General features: G+C 50.0%; 20 protein-coding genes. 3 read left to right on the top strand and 17 right to left on the bottom strand.

What is annotated here, in order from left to right; genetic code table 11:
- Positions 1 to 14: 14 nt before the first annotated feature.
- The 17 genes from rplE to argS all read right to left on the bottom strand — a co-directional run bounded on the left by rplE (position 15) and on the right by argS (position 10,403).
- Positions 15 to 554, bottom strand: a complete 540-nt coding sequence (gene rplE / locus LI114_RS02315; protein ID WP_022127537.1) for a 50S ribosomal protein L5 — start codon at positions 552 to 554, stop codon at positions 15 to 17.
- 19 nt (positions 555 to 573) lie between these two features.
- Positions 574 to 897 carry a 50S ribosomal protein L24 gene (gene rplX / locus LI114_RS02310; RefSeq protein ID WP_022127536.1) on the bottom strand — a complete coding sequence of 108 codons (324 nt, stop codon included), beginning with the start codon at positions 895 to 897 and terminating at the stop codon, positions 574 to 576.
- Positions 898 to 913: 16 nt separating this feature from the next.
- A complete protein-coding gene (gene rplN / locus LI114_RS02305) occupies positions 914 to 1,282 on the bottom strand; it encodes a 50S ribosomal protein L14 (protein WP_022127535.1) in 369 nt (122 codons plus the stop codon).
- 133 nt (positions 1,283 to 1,415) lie between these two features.
- Entirely contained in the window at positions 1,416 to 1,673 is a 258-nt protein-coding gene (gene rpsQ, locus LI114_RS02300) for a 30S ribosomal protein S17 (protein WP_022127534.1), read from the bottom strand.
- A gap of 15 nt (positions 1,674 to 1,688) precedes the next feature.
- Positions 1,689 to 1,880, bottom strand: coding sequence for a 50S ribosomal protein L29 (gene rpmC, locus LI114_RS02295; protein ID WP_022127533.1), 192 nt, complete (start codon positions 1,878 to 1,880; stop codon positions 1,689 to 1,691).
- Complete coding sequence (gene rplP / locus LI114_RS02290; RefSeq protein ID WP_022127532.1) at positions 1,880 to 2,302, bottom strand: 50S ribosomal protein L16; 423 nt, start codon at positions 2,300 to 2,302, stop codon at positions 1,880 to 1,882. Before rplP ends, rpmC begins: the two co-directional genes overlap by 1 nt.
- Positions 2,302 to 3,102, bottom strand: coding sequence for a 30S ribosomal protein S3 (gene rpsC, locus LI114_RS02285; RefSeq protein ID WP_022127531.1), 801 nt, complete (start codon positions 3,100 to 3,102; stop codon positions 2,302 to 2,304). The genes rplP and rpsC overlap by 1 nt, the downstream gene beginning before the upstream one ends.
- 21 nt (positions 3,103 to 3,123) lie before the next feature.
- Entirely contained in the window at positions 3,124 to 3,459 is a 336-nt protein-coding gene (gene rplV / locus LI114_RS02280) for a 50S ribosomal protein L22 (RefSeq protein WP_227219006.1), read from the bottom strand.
- 21 nt (positions 3,460 to 3,480) lie between these two features.
- Complete coding sequence (rpsS, locus tag LI114_RS02275) at positions 3,481 to 3,765, bottom strand: 30S ribosomal protein S19 (RefSeq protein ID WP_022127529.1); 285 nt, start codon at positions 3,763 to 3,765, stop codon at positions 3,481 to 3,483.
- A 23-nt stretch (positions 3,766 to 3,788) separates the two neighbouring features.
- The gene (rplB, locus tag LI114_RS02270) at positions 3,789 to 4,622 is read right to left on the bottom strand and encodes a 50S ribosomal protein L2 (protein WP_022127528.1); all 834 of its coding nucleotides are present in this window, start codon (positions 4,620 to 4,622) and stop codon (positions 3,789 to 3,791) included.
- A gap of 62 nt (positions 4,623 to 4,684) precedes the next feature.
- Entirely contained in the window at positions 4,685 to 4,978 is a 294-nt protein-coding gene (gene rplW, locus LI114_RS02265) for a 50S ribosomal protein L23 (RefSeq protein WP_022127527.1), read from the bottom strand.
- Positions 4,978 to 5,601 carry a 50S ribosomal protein L4 gene (gene rplD / locus LI114_RS02260; RefSeq protein ID WP_227219004.1) on the bottom strand — a complete coding sequence of 208 codons (624 nt, stop codon included), beginning with the start codon at positions 5,599 to 5,601 and terminating at the stop codon, positions 4,978 to 4,980. Before rplD ends, rplW begins: the two co-directional genes overlap by 1 nt.
- A gap of 18 nt (positions 5,602 to 5,619) precedes the next feature.
- The gene (rplC, locus tag LI114_RS02255) at positions 5,620 to 6,255 is read right to left on the bottom strand and encodes a 50S ribosomal protein L3 (RefSeq protein WP_022127525.1); all 636 of its coding nucleotides are present in this window, start codon (positions 6,253 to 6,255) and stop codon (positions 5,620 to 5,622) included.
- A gap of 100 nt (positions 6,256 to 6,355) precedes the next feature.
- Entirely contained in the window at positions 6,356 to 6,670 is a 315-nt protein-coding gene (gene rpsJ / locus LI114_RS02250) for a 30S ribosomal protein S10 (protein WP_022127524.1), read from the bottom strand.
- A gap of 432 nt (positions 6,671 to 7,102) precedes the next feature.
- Positions 7,103 to 7,600: a DNA-deoxyinosine glycosylase gene (locus LI114_RS02245; protein WP_227219002.1), complete on the bottom strand. Its 498-nt coding sequence runs from the start codon at positions 7,598 to 7,600 to the stop codon at positions 7,103 to 7,105.
- 63 nt (positions 7,601 to 7,663) lie between these two features.
- Entirely contained in the window at positions 7,664 to 8,581 is a 918-nt protein-coding gene (locus tag LI114_RS02240; RefSeq protein ID WP_319638287.1) for a DUF368 domain-containing protein, read from the bottom strand.
- Positions 8,582 to 8,648: 67 nt separating this feature from the next.
- Positions 8,649 to 10,403, bottom strand: coding sequence for an arginine--tRNA ligase (gene argS / locus LI114_RS02235; protein ID WP_227219000.1), 1,755 nt, complete (start codon positions 10,401 to 10,403; stop codon positions 8,649 to 8,651).
- Positions 10,404 to 10,789: 386 nt separating this feature from the next.
- Here argS and LI114_RS02230 point away from each other — a divergent pair, with 386 nt between their 5' ends.
- From LI114_RS02230 to LI114_RS02220, 3 genes are all read left to right on the top strand, one after another.
- Positions 10,790 to 11,428, top strand: a complete 639-nt coding sequence (locus tag LI114_RS02230) for a TetR/AcrR family transcriptional regulator (protein WP_227218998.1) — start codon at positions 10,790 to 10,792, stop codon at positions 11,426 to 11,428.
- Between the two features lie 88 nt (positions 11,429 to 11,516).
- The gene (locus tag LI114_RS02225; RefSeq protein ID WP_227218997.1) at positions 11,517 to 12,218 is read left to right on the top strand and encodes an ABC transporter ATP-binding protein; all 702 of its coding nucleotides are present in this window, start codon (positions 11,517 to 11,519) and stop codon (positions 12,216 to 12,218) included.
- A complete protein-coding gene (locus LI114_RS02220) occupies positions 12,218 to 14,935 on the top strand; it encodes an FtsX-like permease family protein (protein WP_227218995.1) in 2,718 nt (905 codons plus the stop codon). The genes LI114_RS02225 and LI114_RS02220 overlap by 1 nt, the downstream gene beginning before the upstream one ends.
- Positions 14,936 to 15,002: the final 67 nt, after the last annotated feature.

Below are 15,002 nucleotides of genomic sequence, written 5' to 3'. Positions count from 1 at the left end.
TAATACCCTCCTTCTTACTTTGCAAACGGTGCGCCCAGAAGCGATAACAGCTCCTTAGCCTCTTCGTCTGTTTTTGCGGTAGTGATGAAGTTGATATCCATACCGCGCACCTTGTCTATCTTGTCATACTCGATCTCCGGGAAGATGAGCTGCTCTTTGATACCGGTCGAGTAGTTTCCTCTGCCGTCAAAAGAGTTGCCGTTGATTCCTCTGAAGTCGCGTACTCTGGGGAATGCTACGTTGAAAAGTCTGTCTACAAACTCGTACATTCTGTCAGCTCTCAGCGTTACCTTTACGCCGATGACCTGTCCGTCTCTGAGCTTGAAGTTTGCTACCGATTTCTTCGCCTTGCAGACGATCGGCTTCTGACCTGTGATTGCCGCGAGATCCGCCATTATAGCGTCGATAACCTTCTTGTTATCCTTATCCGCGCCGCAGCCTACGTTGATAACTACCTTATCAAGCTTAGGGATCTGCATCACGTTTTCATACTTGAATTTCTTCATCAGGGCAGGAGCTACGTCTGAAACATAATATTCTTTTAATCTTGCCATCGTAATGTCTCCTCCTTAATTAAAATTCCTCTCCGCAGCCTTCGTTCTTGCAAACTCTGACCTTGGAGCCGTCCTCGAGGATCTTGTGTGCGATCCTGGTGGGCTTGCCGCACTTAGGGCATACAGCCTGTACCTTGCTGGCGTACATTGCGCCTTCGGCCTCTACTATGCCGCCCTGCTGACCCATTGCTCTGGGTTTTACGTGCTTCTTTACCTTGTTAAGTCCCTCAACGATTACCTTTCCTTCCTTCGGGGAAACCGCAAGTACCTTGCCCTGCTGTCCCTTATTCTTTCCGGAAAGAACTACTACGGTGTCGCCGGTCTTTACGTGTACCTTATTCATTAACGACGCCTCCTAATCAAAGTACTTCGGGAGCGAGCGAAAGTATCTTCATGTAATCTTTATCACGAAGTTCCTTTGCTACCGGTCCAAAAATACGTGTACCCTTGGGGTTCTTGTCTTCCTTTATAATTACAGCAGCGTTTTCATCGAAACGGATGTATGTTCCGTCTGCTCTTCTGAGACCGCTGGCTGAACGAACGATTACTGCCTTCACTACATCGCCTTTTTTAACAACTCCGCCCGGTGTTGCCTTCTTAACAGAAGCTACTACTACGTCGCCGATGTTTGCATATCTTCTGCGTGTACCGCCTAATACTCTGATGCACATAAGCTCCTTAGCGCCGGAGTTATCTGCAACCTTGAGATAAGTCTGCATCTGAATCACAGTGCGTTCCTCCTTTCAAAAAATCCAAAAAATGCTTTAAGCTTTTAGTCATTTTCGCGGAAAACCTTCGCAGCGCTTTTTTTACGCCGCGCCGCTTCTTTTCCGCCGAACTTTTCGCGGCGAAGTATTTTAATTACTTAGCCTGCTCGAGAACTCTTACAAGTCTCCATCTCTTATCCTTGGAGAGAGGTCTGGTTTCCATTACCTCTACCTTGTCGCCTATCTTGCACTCGTTGTTTTCATCGTGTGCCTTCAGCTTTACGGTTCTCTTAATGATCTTCTTATAGAGAGGATGTGCTACGTTATCTACGATAGCTACTACGATAGTCTTATCCATCTTGTCGGAAACTACCATTCCTACTCTGGTTTTTCTAAGATTTCTTTCGCTCATTTAAAAGTCCTCCCTTCAAGCGTTCTCAGACTCACGAAGAACTGTCTTTACACGAGCAATATCCCTCTTAACAGCTTTCATTCTCATGGGATTTTCAAGCTGGTTTACAGCATGCTGAAAACGAAGGTTAAAAAGCTCCTGCTTCAGTTCTGCAAGCTTCTGCTCGAGCTCAGCTGTCGATAAATCTTTCAGTTCACTTGCTTTCATTACTGTTCACCATCCGTTTCTTTCTTGACGAACTTGCACTTTACAGGAAGCTTGTGCATCGCAAGTCTCATAGCCTCGCGTGCTACGTCTTCGCTGACGCCTGCAATTTCAAACATTACGCGGCCGGGCTTTACTACTGCTACCCAGTACTCAGGCGAGCCTTTTCCTGAACCCATTCGGGTCTCGGCGGGCTTCTCAGTTACGGGCTTGTCAGGGAATATCTTTATCCATACCTGTCCGCCTCTCTTGATGTATCTTGTCATAGCGATACGGGCAGCCTCGATCTGGTTGGAAGTTATCCATGCCGGCTGAAGAGCCTGAAGGCCGTATTCACCGTTGGTGACCTTGTTACCTCTGGTAGCCTTGCCCTTCATTCTACCTCTCTGTACTCTTCTGTACTTTACTCTCTTTGGAAGCAGCATTAGTTGTTACCTCCTTCTACTCTGTTTGCGCCGCGGTTGTTGTTTCTTCTGCCGCCGCGACGGTTGTCGTCGTTTCTTCTTCTGGGCTTTCTGTCGCTCTTTCTGTCAGATGCAGCAACTTCGCCCTTCAGAACTTCGCCTCTGTATATCCAAACCTTTACGCCGATCTTACCGTAGGTGGTGTTTGCCTCAGCAAAACCGTAGTCGATGTCGGCTCTGATGGTCTGCAGGGGGATAGTACCCTCGTGATAGCTTTCTGCTCTTGCAATTTCAGCTCCGCCAAGACGGCCGCTTACTCTTGTCTTTATTCCCTTTGCGCCAAGCTTCATTGCACGTCCGATGGACTGCTTCATTGCACGGCGGAAGGAAACTCTGTCTTCGAGGTCGTGAGCGATCTTTTCAGCAACGAGCTGTGCGTTGATGTCAGGCTGCTTTACCTCTACTATATTGATCGAAACCTTCTTGCCGGTCATCTTCTCGAGCTCGCCGCGAAGCTTTTCGATCTCTGCACCGCCCTTGCCTATTACCAGGCCCGGCTTTGCGCAGTGTACGTGTACCTTTATTTTCTGACCGCCCTCGCTGTCGGCAAATCTTTCGATTTCTACCTTAGGAACACCGGCATAAACGGTCTTGTTTGCAGGATTCTTAGATCTGGTGTTGAGCTTCTTCAGGATATATTTACGAATGTTGTAGTCTTCTACAAGCGTATCGCCGAAAGTGCTCTTGTCTGCAAACCAACGGGAATCCCAATCTTTAATTACACCGACGCGGAGTCCGTGCGGATTAACCTTCTGGCCCATAGTTTACCTCCTCTATTACGCTTATTCCTTTTCCTTGAGAACCACGGTAACGTGAGATGTTCTCTTCAGAATTCTATAGGGTCTGCCCTGTGCTCTAGGCATGATTCTCTTCATTATAGGTCCGGGGCAAACGTAGCACTCTGCAACATAGAGGTTATTCTTATCCATGTTGTGATTGTTTTCTGCGTTTGCAGCGGCGGACTTCAGAAGCTTCTCAAGATATTCACTGGCAGCCTTGGGTGTATGCTGTACTGTTGCAAGCGCAACTTCGTAATCTTTACCTCTTATCAGATCCAGTACGATCTGTACCTTTCTGGGGGCGATTCTGGCATTTCTTAAAATTGCCTTTGCTTCCATTTGAATTCCTCCTTTCCGCCGTTACTTCTTGCCGTTATTCGATGTCTTTGAACCGGCGTGACCCTTGTAGGTTCTGGTCGGAGCAAATTCGCCCAGCTTATGACCTACCATATCCTCGGTTACATAAACAGGAACGTGCTTGCGTCCGTCGTGAACAGCGAATGTATGACCAACAAAGTCAGGGAAAATGGTGGAAGCTCTGCTCCAGGTCTTTACGACCTTCTTCTCGCCTGCCTCGTTCATTGCTAAAACTCTTTTCATAAGAGACTCTTCGACGAAAGGTCCCTTCTTAACACTTCTTCCCATGTATCATCTGCCTCCTTTCAGCATTACTTACCGTTTCTGCGCTTTACGATATACTTATCGGAACGATGATGCTTTGCACGGGTCTTGTATCCCAGTGTAGGCTTGCCCCAAGGGGTAACAGGTCCGGGACGTCCAACGGGTGATTTACCTTCACCACCGCCGTGGGGGTGATCGCAGGGGTTCATTACCGAACCTCTTACGGTAGGTCTCCAGCCCATGTGACGCTTTCTTCCTGCCTTACCGATGTTCACGTTCTCGTGGTCGATATTGCCTACCTGGCCGATGGTAGCCATGCAGTTGATGGGAAGCTTTCTCATTTCGCCCGAAGGAAGTCTTACGAGTGCGTAGGTGTCTTCCTTACCCATAAGCTGTGCCATATTGCCGGCGCTGCGTACGAGCTGTGCGCCCTTGCCGGGATAAAGCTCAAGGTTGTGGATGAAAGTACCTACGGGGATGTTTGCAAGTGCAAGTGCGTTTCCGGGCTTGATGTCCGCGGTAGCGCCGGCTCTTACTACATCGCCTACCTTAAGTCCGTTAGGTGCGATGATATATCTCTTCTCGCCGTCCTCGTATTCTACGAGTGCGATGAATGCAGATCTGTTAGGATCGTACTCGATAGTCAATACCTTTGCGTCCATATCGAGCTTGTTTCTCTTGAAATCTATAACACGGTATTTTCTTCTTACTCCGCCGCCTCTGTGACGTACGGTGATCCTGCCGTAGCTGTTTCTGCCGCTGTGCTTATCCATAGGCTCTAACAGGCTCTTGCAGGGAGCTGCCTTGCTGAGTCCCGAATAATCAGTAACGGTCATGCCGCGTCTGCCGGGAGTAGTAGGCTTATAGCTCTTTATTGCCATTTCAAATTCACTCCTTAATTAGGGTTTTGCAGGCGTGATATTCTCGCCTATACATTTATATCTTAGAACATTCCGTCGAAGAATTCGATGGTCTTGTCGCCTTCTACGGTAACGATCGCCTTTTTCCAGTCGGGACGATATCCTACGAATCTTCCCATTCTCTTAGCCTTGCCCTTTACGCTGATGGTGTTTACCTTAGCCACCTTTACGTCAAAAAGGGTCTCAACAGCCTTAGCGATCTCGACTTTAGTTGCGTCCTTTGCTACCTTGAAGGTATACTTGCCGTTCTCAAGGCGCTCCATAGAGTCCTCGGTGATGATCGGCTTTAAGATGATATCAGAAGCAATCTTTTCCATTACGCATATACCTCCTCGATCTTAGCAACGGCGTCCTTAACTACGATGAACTTGTCGCAGTTGAGAATGTCGTAAACACAGAGGGTGTTTACCGTAGCCGTCTTAACTCCGGGGATGTTAGCAGCGCTCTTTACAAGCTTTGCGTCTACTCCCTCAGTTACGATAAGAGCTTTCTTATCTGCGCCGAGTGCCTTGAGCATCTCAACAACAGTCTTGGTCTTGTATGCCTCGAGTGCGATGGAGTCTACTACTACCATTTCGCTCTCAGCTACCTTAGAAGAAAGCGCCGACTTCATAGCCAGTCTCTTTTCCTTTTTATTAAGCGAGTAGCTGTAATCTCTGGGCTTAGGGCCGAGTGCAACACCGCCGTGTACCCACTGAGGTGCTCTGATAGAGCCCTGACGAGCGTGGCCGGTACCCTTCTGTCTCCAGGGCTTTCTTCCGCCGCCGCTTACCTCTGTTCTGGTAAGAGTGCTCTGTGTGCCCTGACGCTGGTTAGCCAGATAATTTACAACCATTGCGTGCATTACTGCCGCGTTAGGCTCGATTCCGAATACTTTATCGTTAAGCTCAAGGTCGGAAACTTTGCTGCCCTTCATATCAAATACTGAAATCTGTGACATATTGATTTCCTCCTTCCATTAAGCCTTCTTAACGCAATCTACTATTGTAACGGTGCCGTTCTTAGGACCGGGGATAGCTCCCTTGATTGCGATAAGATTGTTCTCTGCGTCTACCTTTACGATCTCAAGGTTCTGTACGGTAACCTTTTCAGCGCCGAGATGTCCGGGCATTCCCTTGCCCTTGTAGATTCTCGAAGGTGAGGAGCAAGCTCCCATAGATCCTGCATGTCTGTGAACAGGGCCTGTACCGTGAGTTTCCTTAAGTCTTGCGTTGTTGTGACGCTTTATCGTTCCTGCAAAGCCCTTACCTTTGCTGGTGCCGCTTACATCTACGATGTCGCCTGCTGCAAAGATGTCAGCCTTTACAATATCCTGTACGTTAAGAGAGCTGCAATCTTCAAGTCTGAATTCCTTGAGAGTTCTCTTAGCCGCTACGTCAGCCTTCTTGAAGTGACCTGCAAGAGGCTTGTTTACATTCTTAGCTTTTACGTCGCCATAGCCGAGCTGTACAGCCTCGTAGCCGTCGTTTTCCAGAGTTTTCTTCTGTACTACGACGCAGGGGCCTGCTTCTACTACGGTAACGGGGATCACTTTTCCCGACTCATCGAAAATCTGTGTCATGCCGATTTTCTTTCCGATGATACCTTTCTGCATTTTAATTTCCTCCTAATGGTTATTGGTTGAAGCTCTGAAGCTCCAACATGACCTGCGTTTAAGCTTTCGTTTCGAGATCGCCCGCGATCTCTTTCGGAAATTACTTGATCTCCATTACGATGCTTACTCCGGCAGGAAGTTCAAGGTTCTCAAGAGTAGATGTAGTTTCCTTGGTAGGTCTGATGACGTCGATAAGTCTTTTGTGAGTTCTCATTTCGAACTGCTCACGGCTGTCCTTATACTTGTGTACAGCGCGGAGAATAGTAACGATCTCCTTATCGGTAGGGAGCGGGATAGGACCCGAAACCTTAGCGCCCGAACGCTTTACAACGTCAACGATCTTAGCTGCTGCCGCGTCAACGGTAGCGTGCTCGTAACCCTTGATCTTGATTCTGATCTTTTCATTGACTGCCACTTTAAATCGCCTCCTTGTGCGCATGAATGATGTTTTCTGGGGGCAAATCACTGTTTTAACGTTTAACCACTTATCCGTGTGTTCCGCGCTTTAGTCATAAAAAATACCGAAAGCATTACCATTAACGCTCCCGGACTCAATAAGACACACGCCTGCCCATACTAAAAGCGGACATACCGCCTTTCGCAAGAAGTACAAGCACACACAGTGTTTCGTTATTACAGCCGCCCGGTTTAAAATCGGACATACTCGGCGGAAATTACCTGACGCACCGTCAGCAACCTCCCGCTTCAACGCATATCTTTTGATACGTTCCTGGCGAACGTATCCGTTGCAGTCACGCAAGATATATTATACATCACTTTTACCGATATTGCAAGGACTTACGCAAAAATTTACACTTTATTTACAACTTGCTGCGCTGCGCTCTTTTCACTCCCCTCTAGTCACCCGCTCCCACGCCGTTTTCAGCCGCTCGAAGCTCCATGCAGCGTTGGCGGGGCTGGTCGAGGGCAGGGTCACCGCGCTCATGCCGCAACGCTCCTGCTGGAACTTCGCGTACACCCTCGCCGCCGCCGCACCGTTGGCATAAATTCGCTCTATCGGGCACTTTTTCAGCAGACCCGCTATGTCCGCCGCTTTCGCATTTTTGATGGACGAGTCGTCAGAGCCCGCTATGTCGCACTCGGCTATGCTGTCCCAAAGCGCCACGCCGCAGGCTTTCAGCAATGCAGTTTTCTCCTCAGTGGTCTGCGGCAGCGGCGCGCCGTAAAGCTCGGCGATGAGCCGCCAAAATCTGTTCCGCGGGTGGCCGTAATAAAAGCCCTCCTCGCGCGACTTCACCGACGGGAACGAACCGAGTATCAGCACGCGGCTGTTTTCGTCGTAAACCGGCTCGAAGCAGTGCACCAGATGCATATATTCCGCCATTCTGCAAGCCCCCTTTTATAATAGTATAAAAAGGCCCGACCTTTTCCGTCGGGCTTTGCGTTTTTAGTCGATCTTTTCGATAGCTGCCTTCAGCTCTTTTTTCGCCGCGTTCTTTTCCATAAGGTATCTGAAAAGCTCCAGCAGGAAAAGCAGTACGCCGCCGCCGATGAACGCCACGATGCTGAAAGTGCTCAGCGAGAGCGCGGGCTTAGGCGTGTCGAGCGTTGTCGGGCCTTGTATTATCGCGTAAAGCGAGCCTGTCATAAGTCCCAGTACCGTGTAGATGGTCTTGCTGCGGTGATTTTTAAGGCAGCGCTTTACCGACTTTATAATAACTATTATTCCCGCGATAACGCCGAAACCGAATACGAAAAGCATCGGCACATACTTGAAATTAAAGTGCAGAAATTCCTTTATCGAGTTGATAACGGGCAGATAAATGCCGAAGCAGAGCAGCATGGTAGAACCCGAGATGCCCGGCAGCACCATCGCCGAAATAGCTATCATCGCCGCGATGAATACATATATCACTAAGCCAACGGTAATGTGCTCAAAGTCTTTTGAAGCGCCCAAGTGACCGTTCAGGTAGGTTATGCCGACTACAAGCGCCGTGCCCAGAGCCCAGAATATCAGGTTGTAGTACTTGCCTTTCAGCGAGTCTTTTTCCTCGCGCGCCACTACGGGTATCGCGAAAAGCGTCAAGCCGAAAAATACCGAGCTGAGTATGTATATATGGCTCTCAAAAAGCTTTGAAAGCACCAGCACCGAAGAGCACAAGCCGATAGCCCAGCCTATGCCGAGCTTTACGAGAAATACCAACGCCTCTTTGCGCTCCTCCTTAGTGCCCGATACCAGCGCGTCCAGCGAACCGATGAATTTATCGTAAAAGCCGAGCAGAAAAGCGATAGTGCCGCCCGAAACGCCCGGAACGCTGTCCGCCAGCGCCATGCAGAAACCTCTGAACATATTGAGTATCAGCATAAAATTTTGTCCCTTTCTTTATCTCCGTATAAATATATGAATGTCTGTTTGTATGATCGTATGCAGATCACATCATCTCAACAGGCTCTATGCCGAGAACGTCGAGGTGCTTTTCAAGCACGGTGCGAACCGCCGCGCAGATGTTGAGCCAAGCGCGCTTTTTGTCCGCGTCCTCCTCGGTAAGGATGTGGTTGTCGTGATAGAATTTTGAGAATGCCGAAGCGAGCTGGTAAGCGTTTTCGCAGATCACGCTGGGCGCTTTCTCGCGGTAAGCCAGTGCGAAAGCCTCGCCGCTGAGCGATATTTTCAGCAGCAGGTCGCGCTCAGAGTCGGTGTATACCGCCGACGAGTCAAACTGCTCGCCCGCGCCCTCAGCCTTTTTCAGTATCGAATTTATTCTAGCGATAGTGTACAGCAGGAACGAGCCGGTCTTGCCATCGGGCGCCATGAATTTATCCATATCGAAAACGTAGTCCTTCATGCAGTAGTTCACGAGGTCGCCGAATTTGATGGTAGCTACCGTGATCTTGCGGGCAATGTCCTCTCTGTCCGCGTCCTTGCTGAAATTCGAGGCCGAAACGCGCTCAAGTGCCGCTTCGTAAACGGTGTTGTAAAAGTCCGCGAGCCTCATTACGCCGCCCTCGCGGGTCTTGTAGGGCTTGCCGTCCGCGCCGTTCATCGTACCGTAGCCGATGTGCGCAAGGGTAACTTCCTCTGGCACGAGCCCTGCCTTTTTCGCGCATCTGAATACCTGCGTGAAGTGCAGACCCTGACGCGCGTCAACTATGTACCATATCTGGTCGGGCTTGAAATCGTGCTCGCGCTGGATAAGCGTAGCGAGGTCGGTGGTAGCGTAGATGTTGGAATTATCCGACTTTTTGATGATAACGGGGGGAATGGTTATCTTATCGCTCTCCTCCGCCACGTCTACTACCATAGCGCCCTGACTCTCATGCAGCAGACCCTTTTCGTTTAGCACATCGAGCAGCTCGGGAACGTACTTTTCCGCGTCGCTCTCGCCATACCAGTAGTCGAAATCTACGTTAAGGTTCTCGTAGTTCTTCTTCATATCGGCTACAGAGATACGGATTATCTCGCGCCAAAGCGCAGTGTAGCCGGGGTCGCCCTTCTGAAGTTTCGCGGTGACAGCGCGCGCTTTCTGCTTAAAGTCGTCATTTTCCTTGCTCTTCGCGCTCGCGAAGGGGTATATCACGTTTAGGCTTTCCGCGTCGAGGTCTACTCCCGCGAAGTTCTCCGCGTCGAAATCTTCGGCAAAGCAAGCCCACTCGGGGTGGCGCTCCTGCAATTCAGCCATTACCAGACCCATCTGCAAGCCCCAGTCGCCGAGGTGCACGTCGCTGATGGTCTTTCTGCCCGTAGCGCGCACCAGCCTTTTCAGCGCTTCGCCTATAACGGCAGAGCGCAGGTGGCCTATGTGCAGCGGTTTCGCGACGTTTGGGCCGCCGTAATCGAGCACTACTGTTTCGGGCTTTTCAGCCTGCGGTATGCCGAGGTTCTCGTCCGCCAGCGCCTGCTTTACATAGCCCAGCAGAAATTCGTCGGAAACGGTGATGTTTATAAAGCCCGCGCCCACTACCTCTACTTTTTCGAGGTCGGCGTCGCCCTCAAGCTTCGCCGCGGCGTCGGCGGCTATCATGCGGGGCGCTTTGTGGTAAAGCTTCGCGCCCGCGAAAGCGCCGTTACACTGAAACTGGCAGAGGTCGGGGCGGTCGGAAGTTACTACCGTGCCCAGCTCGGCAGAATAGCCGCATTCTGCAAAAGCAGCCGAAAGCTTATCTGTTAAGATCTTAGTAATGCTCATAATTATAATAGTCCTCCAGAGTAAATATTCATGAATACCAGTTTATTATACTAACTTTCGGTAGACTGTAAATGTACTAATTGTAAACTTTCAATGTACTAATAATGATTATACCGAACCTTTACACGGTCTTTACGCATTTTAAGGCAGGTTTTAAGCCGTTTAACGCCTGTTTACGGCTGATCAAGGGCAAATTTATGCTTAAATTTATACAATTCAGCCCCGCGGCGGAATAATTTTTGTAAAAATCGGAGAAATGCGCGTTTTTTTTGACGCATAGCTTGACAAACGGCGGATATTGTGGTAACATAACATTGTTATCTGACATAACAGCGTTATACAAAGCGCTGAATAAGTGCAAGTTGAGCAAAAGGAGGTCGGCGGATATGTCACCCAGAAACCACGAACAAAGCGGCGAAACAAAAGAGCTGCTGCTGAAAGCCGCGAGGGCGGAGTTTCTCGAAAAAGGCTACACAAAAGCTTCTCTGCGCAAGATATGCGCAGACGCGGGCGTTACTACCGGCGCGCTCTACTTCTTCTTTAAAGATAAGGAAGACCTTTTCTCCTCTATAGTCGAAAAGCCTTACCGCCGGCTTGTCACCGCGCTGGAAGAGCATTTCGAGTTTGACAGCCACGCTGCCGCCGACTACACCCAGCAGGAGGGCGACCACGACGACCTCGCGCGTATGCTTGTCCACCACCTTTACTCCAACCGCGAAGCGTTCCTGCTGCTGCTCACCCGCGCGCACGGAACTTCTTACGAAAACGCCGTTGACGAGGTGGTGGGGCTTATGGAAAGCTCTTACCACGTTATGGCGGAACAGATGGCTTCAGCTCACCCCGGCACTAAGGTGAACGAATATATGCTGCACTGGCTGACGCATATGAACATCGACGCATTTATACACCTGCTGACGCACGAGTGCGACGAGGCTAAGGCCATCGAGCACATGAGCCAGATAATGGACTACATCGTTACGGGCTGGACTAAGATGATCCTTATCCCCGACGAAACACAAAAATAGTAAATTTTAGCCGTATCAACACACGGCTTTTTACATAACGTCAACATAACATCGTTATGTTAAACAGGCATACAGGAGGTATTCACAGATGTATTTAGAGGTAAAAGATCTGAAAAAAAGCTACGGTAAAGATCAGGGCTATGTGCAGGTGCTCAAAGGTGTGTCCACGGGTCTGGAAAAGGGGCAGATGTGCGTAATACAGGGCACCAGCGGCTCGGGAAAATCTACCCTGCTCAACTGCATCGGCGGCTTGGATAATATCGACAGCGGCTCGGTAAAGGTAGACGGAAAGGAGGTAGGCGGTCTTTCAGCCGATAAGCTCGCCGATTACCGCCGCGACAACTTAGGCTTCATATTCCAGTTTTACAATCTCGTTCCGAACCTCACCGTTCGCGAAAACATACAGGTCTGCGAATACCTTACCAAAGACCCGCTTGATATGGAAGAGCTGCTGGAAACGCTGGGGCTTTCCGAGCACCGCAACAAATTCCCCTCGCAGCTTTCGGGCGGTCAGCAGCAGCGCTGCGCCATTGCAAGAGCGCTGATAAAAAATCCTAAGCTGCTGCTCTGCGACGAGCCTACGGGCGCGCTCGACTCAAAGACCTCGCGCGATATACTTATTCTGCTTGAAGAGATAAACAAAAAGTACGGCACTACCATGCTTATAGTCACCCACAATAATTCTATCAAAAACATGGTGCACAAAGTAATAATACTTAAAGACGGCATGATAAAGAAAGAATACGAGAACGAAACGCGCATTCCCGCCGCCGAGCTGGAGGATCTCTGATGAACAAGGTACTTAGAAAGCGCATACCGCGCGATTTGAAAAACAGCCTGCTGAGAAACCTTGCCCTGCTCGTCATGATAGTGCTTGGTATGTATCTGGTAATAAGCATGATAGGCGGTGCGGAAACTATAATCGCTGGCACTGAGCAGAACTGCCGCGATAAAAACTGCGAGGACGGCGAATTTACCGTATTCCTGCCCCTTACCGATGAGCAGATAGCCGAGCTGGATAAAGCCGGCGCGGAAGTCGAAGCAAAATTCAGCATGGATATAGAGTCGGGCAAAAACAAGATACTGCGCGTTATGAAAAACCGCACAGATATAAACCTCATGACTCTCGACGACGGCGAGCTTGCCGATAAAGCAGGCGAAGTCGCCCTCGAAAAGCGCTACTGCGAGGAAAACGACATCAAGATAGGCGATAAGATACCGCTTGCGGATACCGAGCTTACCGTTACAGGTATCGGCAGCGTGCCCGATTACGATATGCCCGTTAAGAACATCTCCGACGCTTCGGCTGAAAGCAGCGGATTTGGTTTGGCTTTCGTCAGCGGCGACCAGTACGACGCTATACTTAGCGCGGGCGGTCAGAAAGCCGAAGACCTCAGCTACTCATACGTTTTAAAGAACGGCGCTGAGGATAAGGAGATAAAAGAGCTTCTGCGCTCATTCGATTTCGATTACTCCGCCGTGGAAGATCAGTATTTCAAGGAAACGGCAGAAGACACCATCGGCAAAAAGGAAGATATAGAAGAGGGCGTGGCTGACCTTAACGACGGCGCGAAAGAGCTTTACGAAGGACTGAACGAGCTGAAAGCTTCGAGCGGCAGCCTTACCGAGGGCATGAACGCGCTCTTTGAAACCTGCCTTGCTCAGTCAAATCAGAGCCTTGCCGCTTCGGGCGTAAAGGCTGAGCTTACCGCCGATAATTACGCCGATACCCTCGATAAGCTTTACAAAGCTGCAAAAAGCGCCGACATAAAGCAGCTTAAAGAGTCCCTCGCTGCTGCGGATAAGCTGCGCGGCGGCACGGTGGATTATACAGATGGCGTAGACAGCGCTGCCGAAGGCGCGGGCGAGCTGGCTGACGGCGTGGCGAAGCTTGACGAAAAGACCGCCGAGCTGCTCGACGAATATTTCACCATCGACCTCGATAACCTTACATCTTTCGTAAAAGCGAGCGACAACCTGCGCATACGCGGCGCTGAGAACGACGTTGCGAAAAATAAGCAGATAGGCGCGCTGGCGGGCGTTATACTCATGGTGCTCTTCACCTACGTTATCTCAGTATTCGTTATCCACCGCATACAGAACGAAAGCAGCGTTATCGGCGCACTGTATGCGCTGGGCGTTAAAAAGCGCGACCTGCTGCGCCACTACATAACCCTGCCCGCGCTGATAGCTTTGGCGGGCGGCATTATCGGCACGATAATAGGTATTTACAAGATACCGAGCGAGATGGTGGATAGCTACAACTACTTCTCTATCCCGAAATTCGACGTAGTAGTTCCCGCCTACCTCTTCGTGTACGGAATAGTTATGCCCCCCGTTGCCGCTATGATAGTGAACAGCATAGTAATAAACAAAAAGCTTTCGCAGACAGCGCTCTCGCTCATAAAAAACGAGCAGAAGCAGTCGCGCGTGAAGAACGTAACGCTCAAAACAAAGAAATTCGTCACCGCTTTCCGCATACGCCAAATGCTGCGCGAAGTGCGCACCGGCATAACGGTAGTAGCCGCTATGTTCATAACACTGCTGATATTCATGCTGGGTGCGGACTGCTATGTGCTCTGCAAAAACGTAGCCGCTGATACCAAAGAATACACCAAGTACGAGTATATGTACTCGCTGAAATATCCCGAAAAAACAGTGCCCGCAGGCGGCACGCCCGCTTACGCCGAGTCGCTCTCTAAATCCGCTTACGGCGATACCGTAGACCTCACTGTACTGGGCATAGACGGCAGCGACTCCGCCTACCGCTACTTCACCTGCCGCCCCGCAAAGGGAAAATCGAGCGTGACTATAAGCACATCTGTACAGCAGAAGTACGGATTATCCAAAGGCGATAAGCTTATACTTTCCGACAACACCAACGATATGGACTACGCCTTTACGGTAGAGGACATCTGCGACTACTCGGCGGGACTGATGGTATTCATGGATATTGACAGTATGCGCGAGCTTTTCGGTCAGAAGGACGATCATTACAACACCGTGTTCTCCGACAAAGAGCTTGACATTGACGAAGGCAGACTTTACAGCGTTACCACCCGCGCCGACATCGAGCGCGCCTCCGACGTATTCATCGAGCTTATGACGCCAATGATAGCCACGCTGATAGGCGCTTCGGCAGCTATATTCTTTATGGTAATGTTCCTCATGCTGAACGTCATGACAGACCGCGCAAGCTTCGGCATCTCGCTGATAAAGATATTCGGCTTCCGCACGGGCGAGATAAGAAAGCTTTACCTAAACGGCAACACATACATCATCGCGATAGGCGCGGCTATCTGCATACCGCTCTCTAAGCTTTGCTCCGACGCTATGTACCCATTCCTTATCTCAAACACCGCCTGCGGAATGAACCTGCACTTCACATGGTATATGTACCTCGGACTTTTCGCGGCGGTAATGGCGCTGTACTTTATAATAAACACCCTGCTGGTAAGAAAGCTGAAAAAGATGACCCCCGCAGAGGTGCTGAAGAACCGCGAATAACGCGAACAAACATACCTGCAAAATATCCCACTAAATACAGCATAAGCGAAAGGCTCTCCGATAAAAC

Source organism: Ruminococcus sp. 210702-SL.1.03 (assembly GCF_020559915.1).
Taxonomy (GTDB): domain Bacteria; phylum Bacillota; class Clostridia; order Oscillospirales; family Ruminococcaceae; genus YE71.
This window is presented reverse-complemented; position numbering and strand designations above follow the sequence as displayed.

Excerpts from the sequence above, each read along its gene's own strand:
- LI114_RS02230 (WP_227218998.1), top strand. The coding sequence starts at position 10,790 with ATGTCACCCAGAAACCACGAACAAAGCGGCGAAACAAAAGAGCTGCTG.
- rplD (WP_227219004.1), bottom strand. The coding sequence starts at position 5,601 with ATGTCACAGATTTCAGTATTTGATATGAAGGGCAGCAAAGTTTCCGAC.
- rplW (WP_022127527.1), bottom strand. The coding sequence starts at position 4,978 with ATGGAAAAGATTGCTTCTGATATCATCTTAAAGCCGATCATCACCGAG.
- LI114_RS02245 (WP_227219002.1), bottom strand. The coding sequence starts at position 7,600 with ATGGCGGAATATATGCATCTGGTGCACTGCTTCGAGCCGGTTTACGAC.
- LI114_RS02220 (WP_227218995.1), top strand. The coding sequence starts at position 12,218 with ATGAACAAGGTACTTAGAAAGCGCATACCGCGCGATTTGAAAAACAGC.
- LI114_RS02240 (WP_319638287.1), bottom strand. The coding sequence starts at position 8,581 with ATGCTGATACTCAATATGTTCAGAGGTTTCTGCATGGCGCTGGCGGAC.
- rpsS (WP_022127529.1), bottom strand. The coding sequence starts at position 3,765 with ATGGGAAGAAGTGTTAAGAAGGGACCTTTCGTCGAAGAGTCTCTTATG.
- rpsQ (WP_022127534.1), bottom strand. The coding sequence starts at position 1,673 with ATGAGCGAAAGAAATCTTAGAAAAACCAGAGTAGGAATGGTAGTTTCC.
- rplP (WP_022127532.1), bottom strand. The coding sequence starts at position 2,302 with ATGCTGCTTCCAAAGAGAGTAAAGTACAGAAGAGTACAGAGAGGTAGA.
- LI114_RS02225 (WP_227218997.1), top strand. The coding sequence starts at position 11,517 with ATGTATTTAGAGGTAAAAGATCTGAAAAAAAGCTACGGTAAAGATCAG.
- rplV (WP_227219006.1), bottom strand. The coding sequence starts at position 3,459 with ATGGAAGCAAAGGCAATTTTAAGAAATGCCAGAATCGCCCCCAGAAAG.
- argS (WP_227219000.1), bottom strand. The coding sequence starts at position 10,403 with ATGAGCATTACTAAGATCTTAACAGATAAGCTTTCGGCTGCTTTTGCA.
- rplC (WP_022127525.1), bottom strand. The coding sequence starts at position 6,255 with ATGCAGAAAGGTATCATCGGAAAGAAAATCGGCATGACACAGATTTTC.
- rplX (WP_022127536.1), bottom strand. The coding sequence starts at position 897 with ATGAATAAGGTACACGTAAAGACCGGCGACACCGTAGTAGTTCTTTCC.
- rpsC (WP_022127531.1), bottom strand. The coding sequence starts at position 3,102 with ATGGGCCAGAAGGTTAATCCGCACGGACTCCGCGTCGGTGTAATTAAA.
- rpmC (WP_022127533.1), bottom strand. The coding sequence starts at position 1,880 with ATGAAAGCAAGTGAACTGAAAGATTTATCGACAGCTGAGCTCGAGCAG.
- rplB (WP_022127528.1), bottom strand. The coding sequence starts at position 4,622 with ATGGCAATAAAGAGCTATAAGCCTACTACTCCCGGCAGACGCGGCATG.
- rplE (WP_022127537.1), bottom strand. The coding sequence starts at position 554 with ATGGCAAGATTAAAAGAATATTATGTTTCAGACGTAGCTCCTGCCCTG.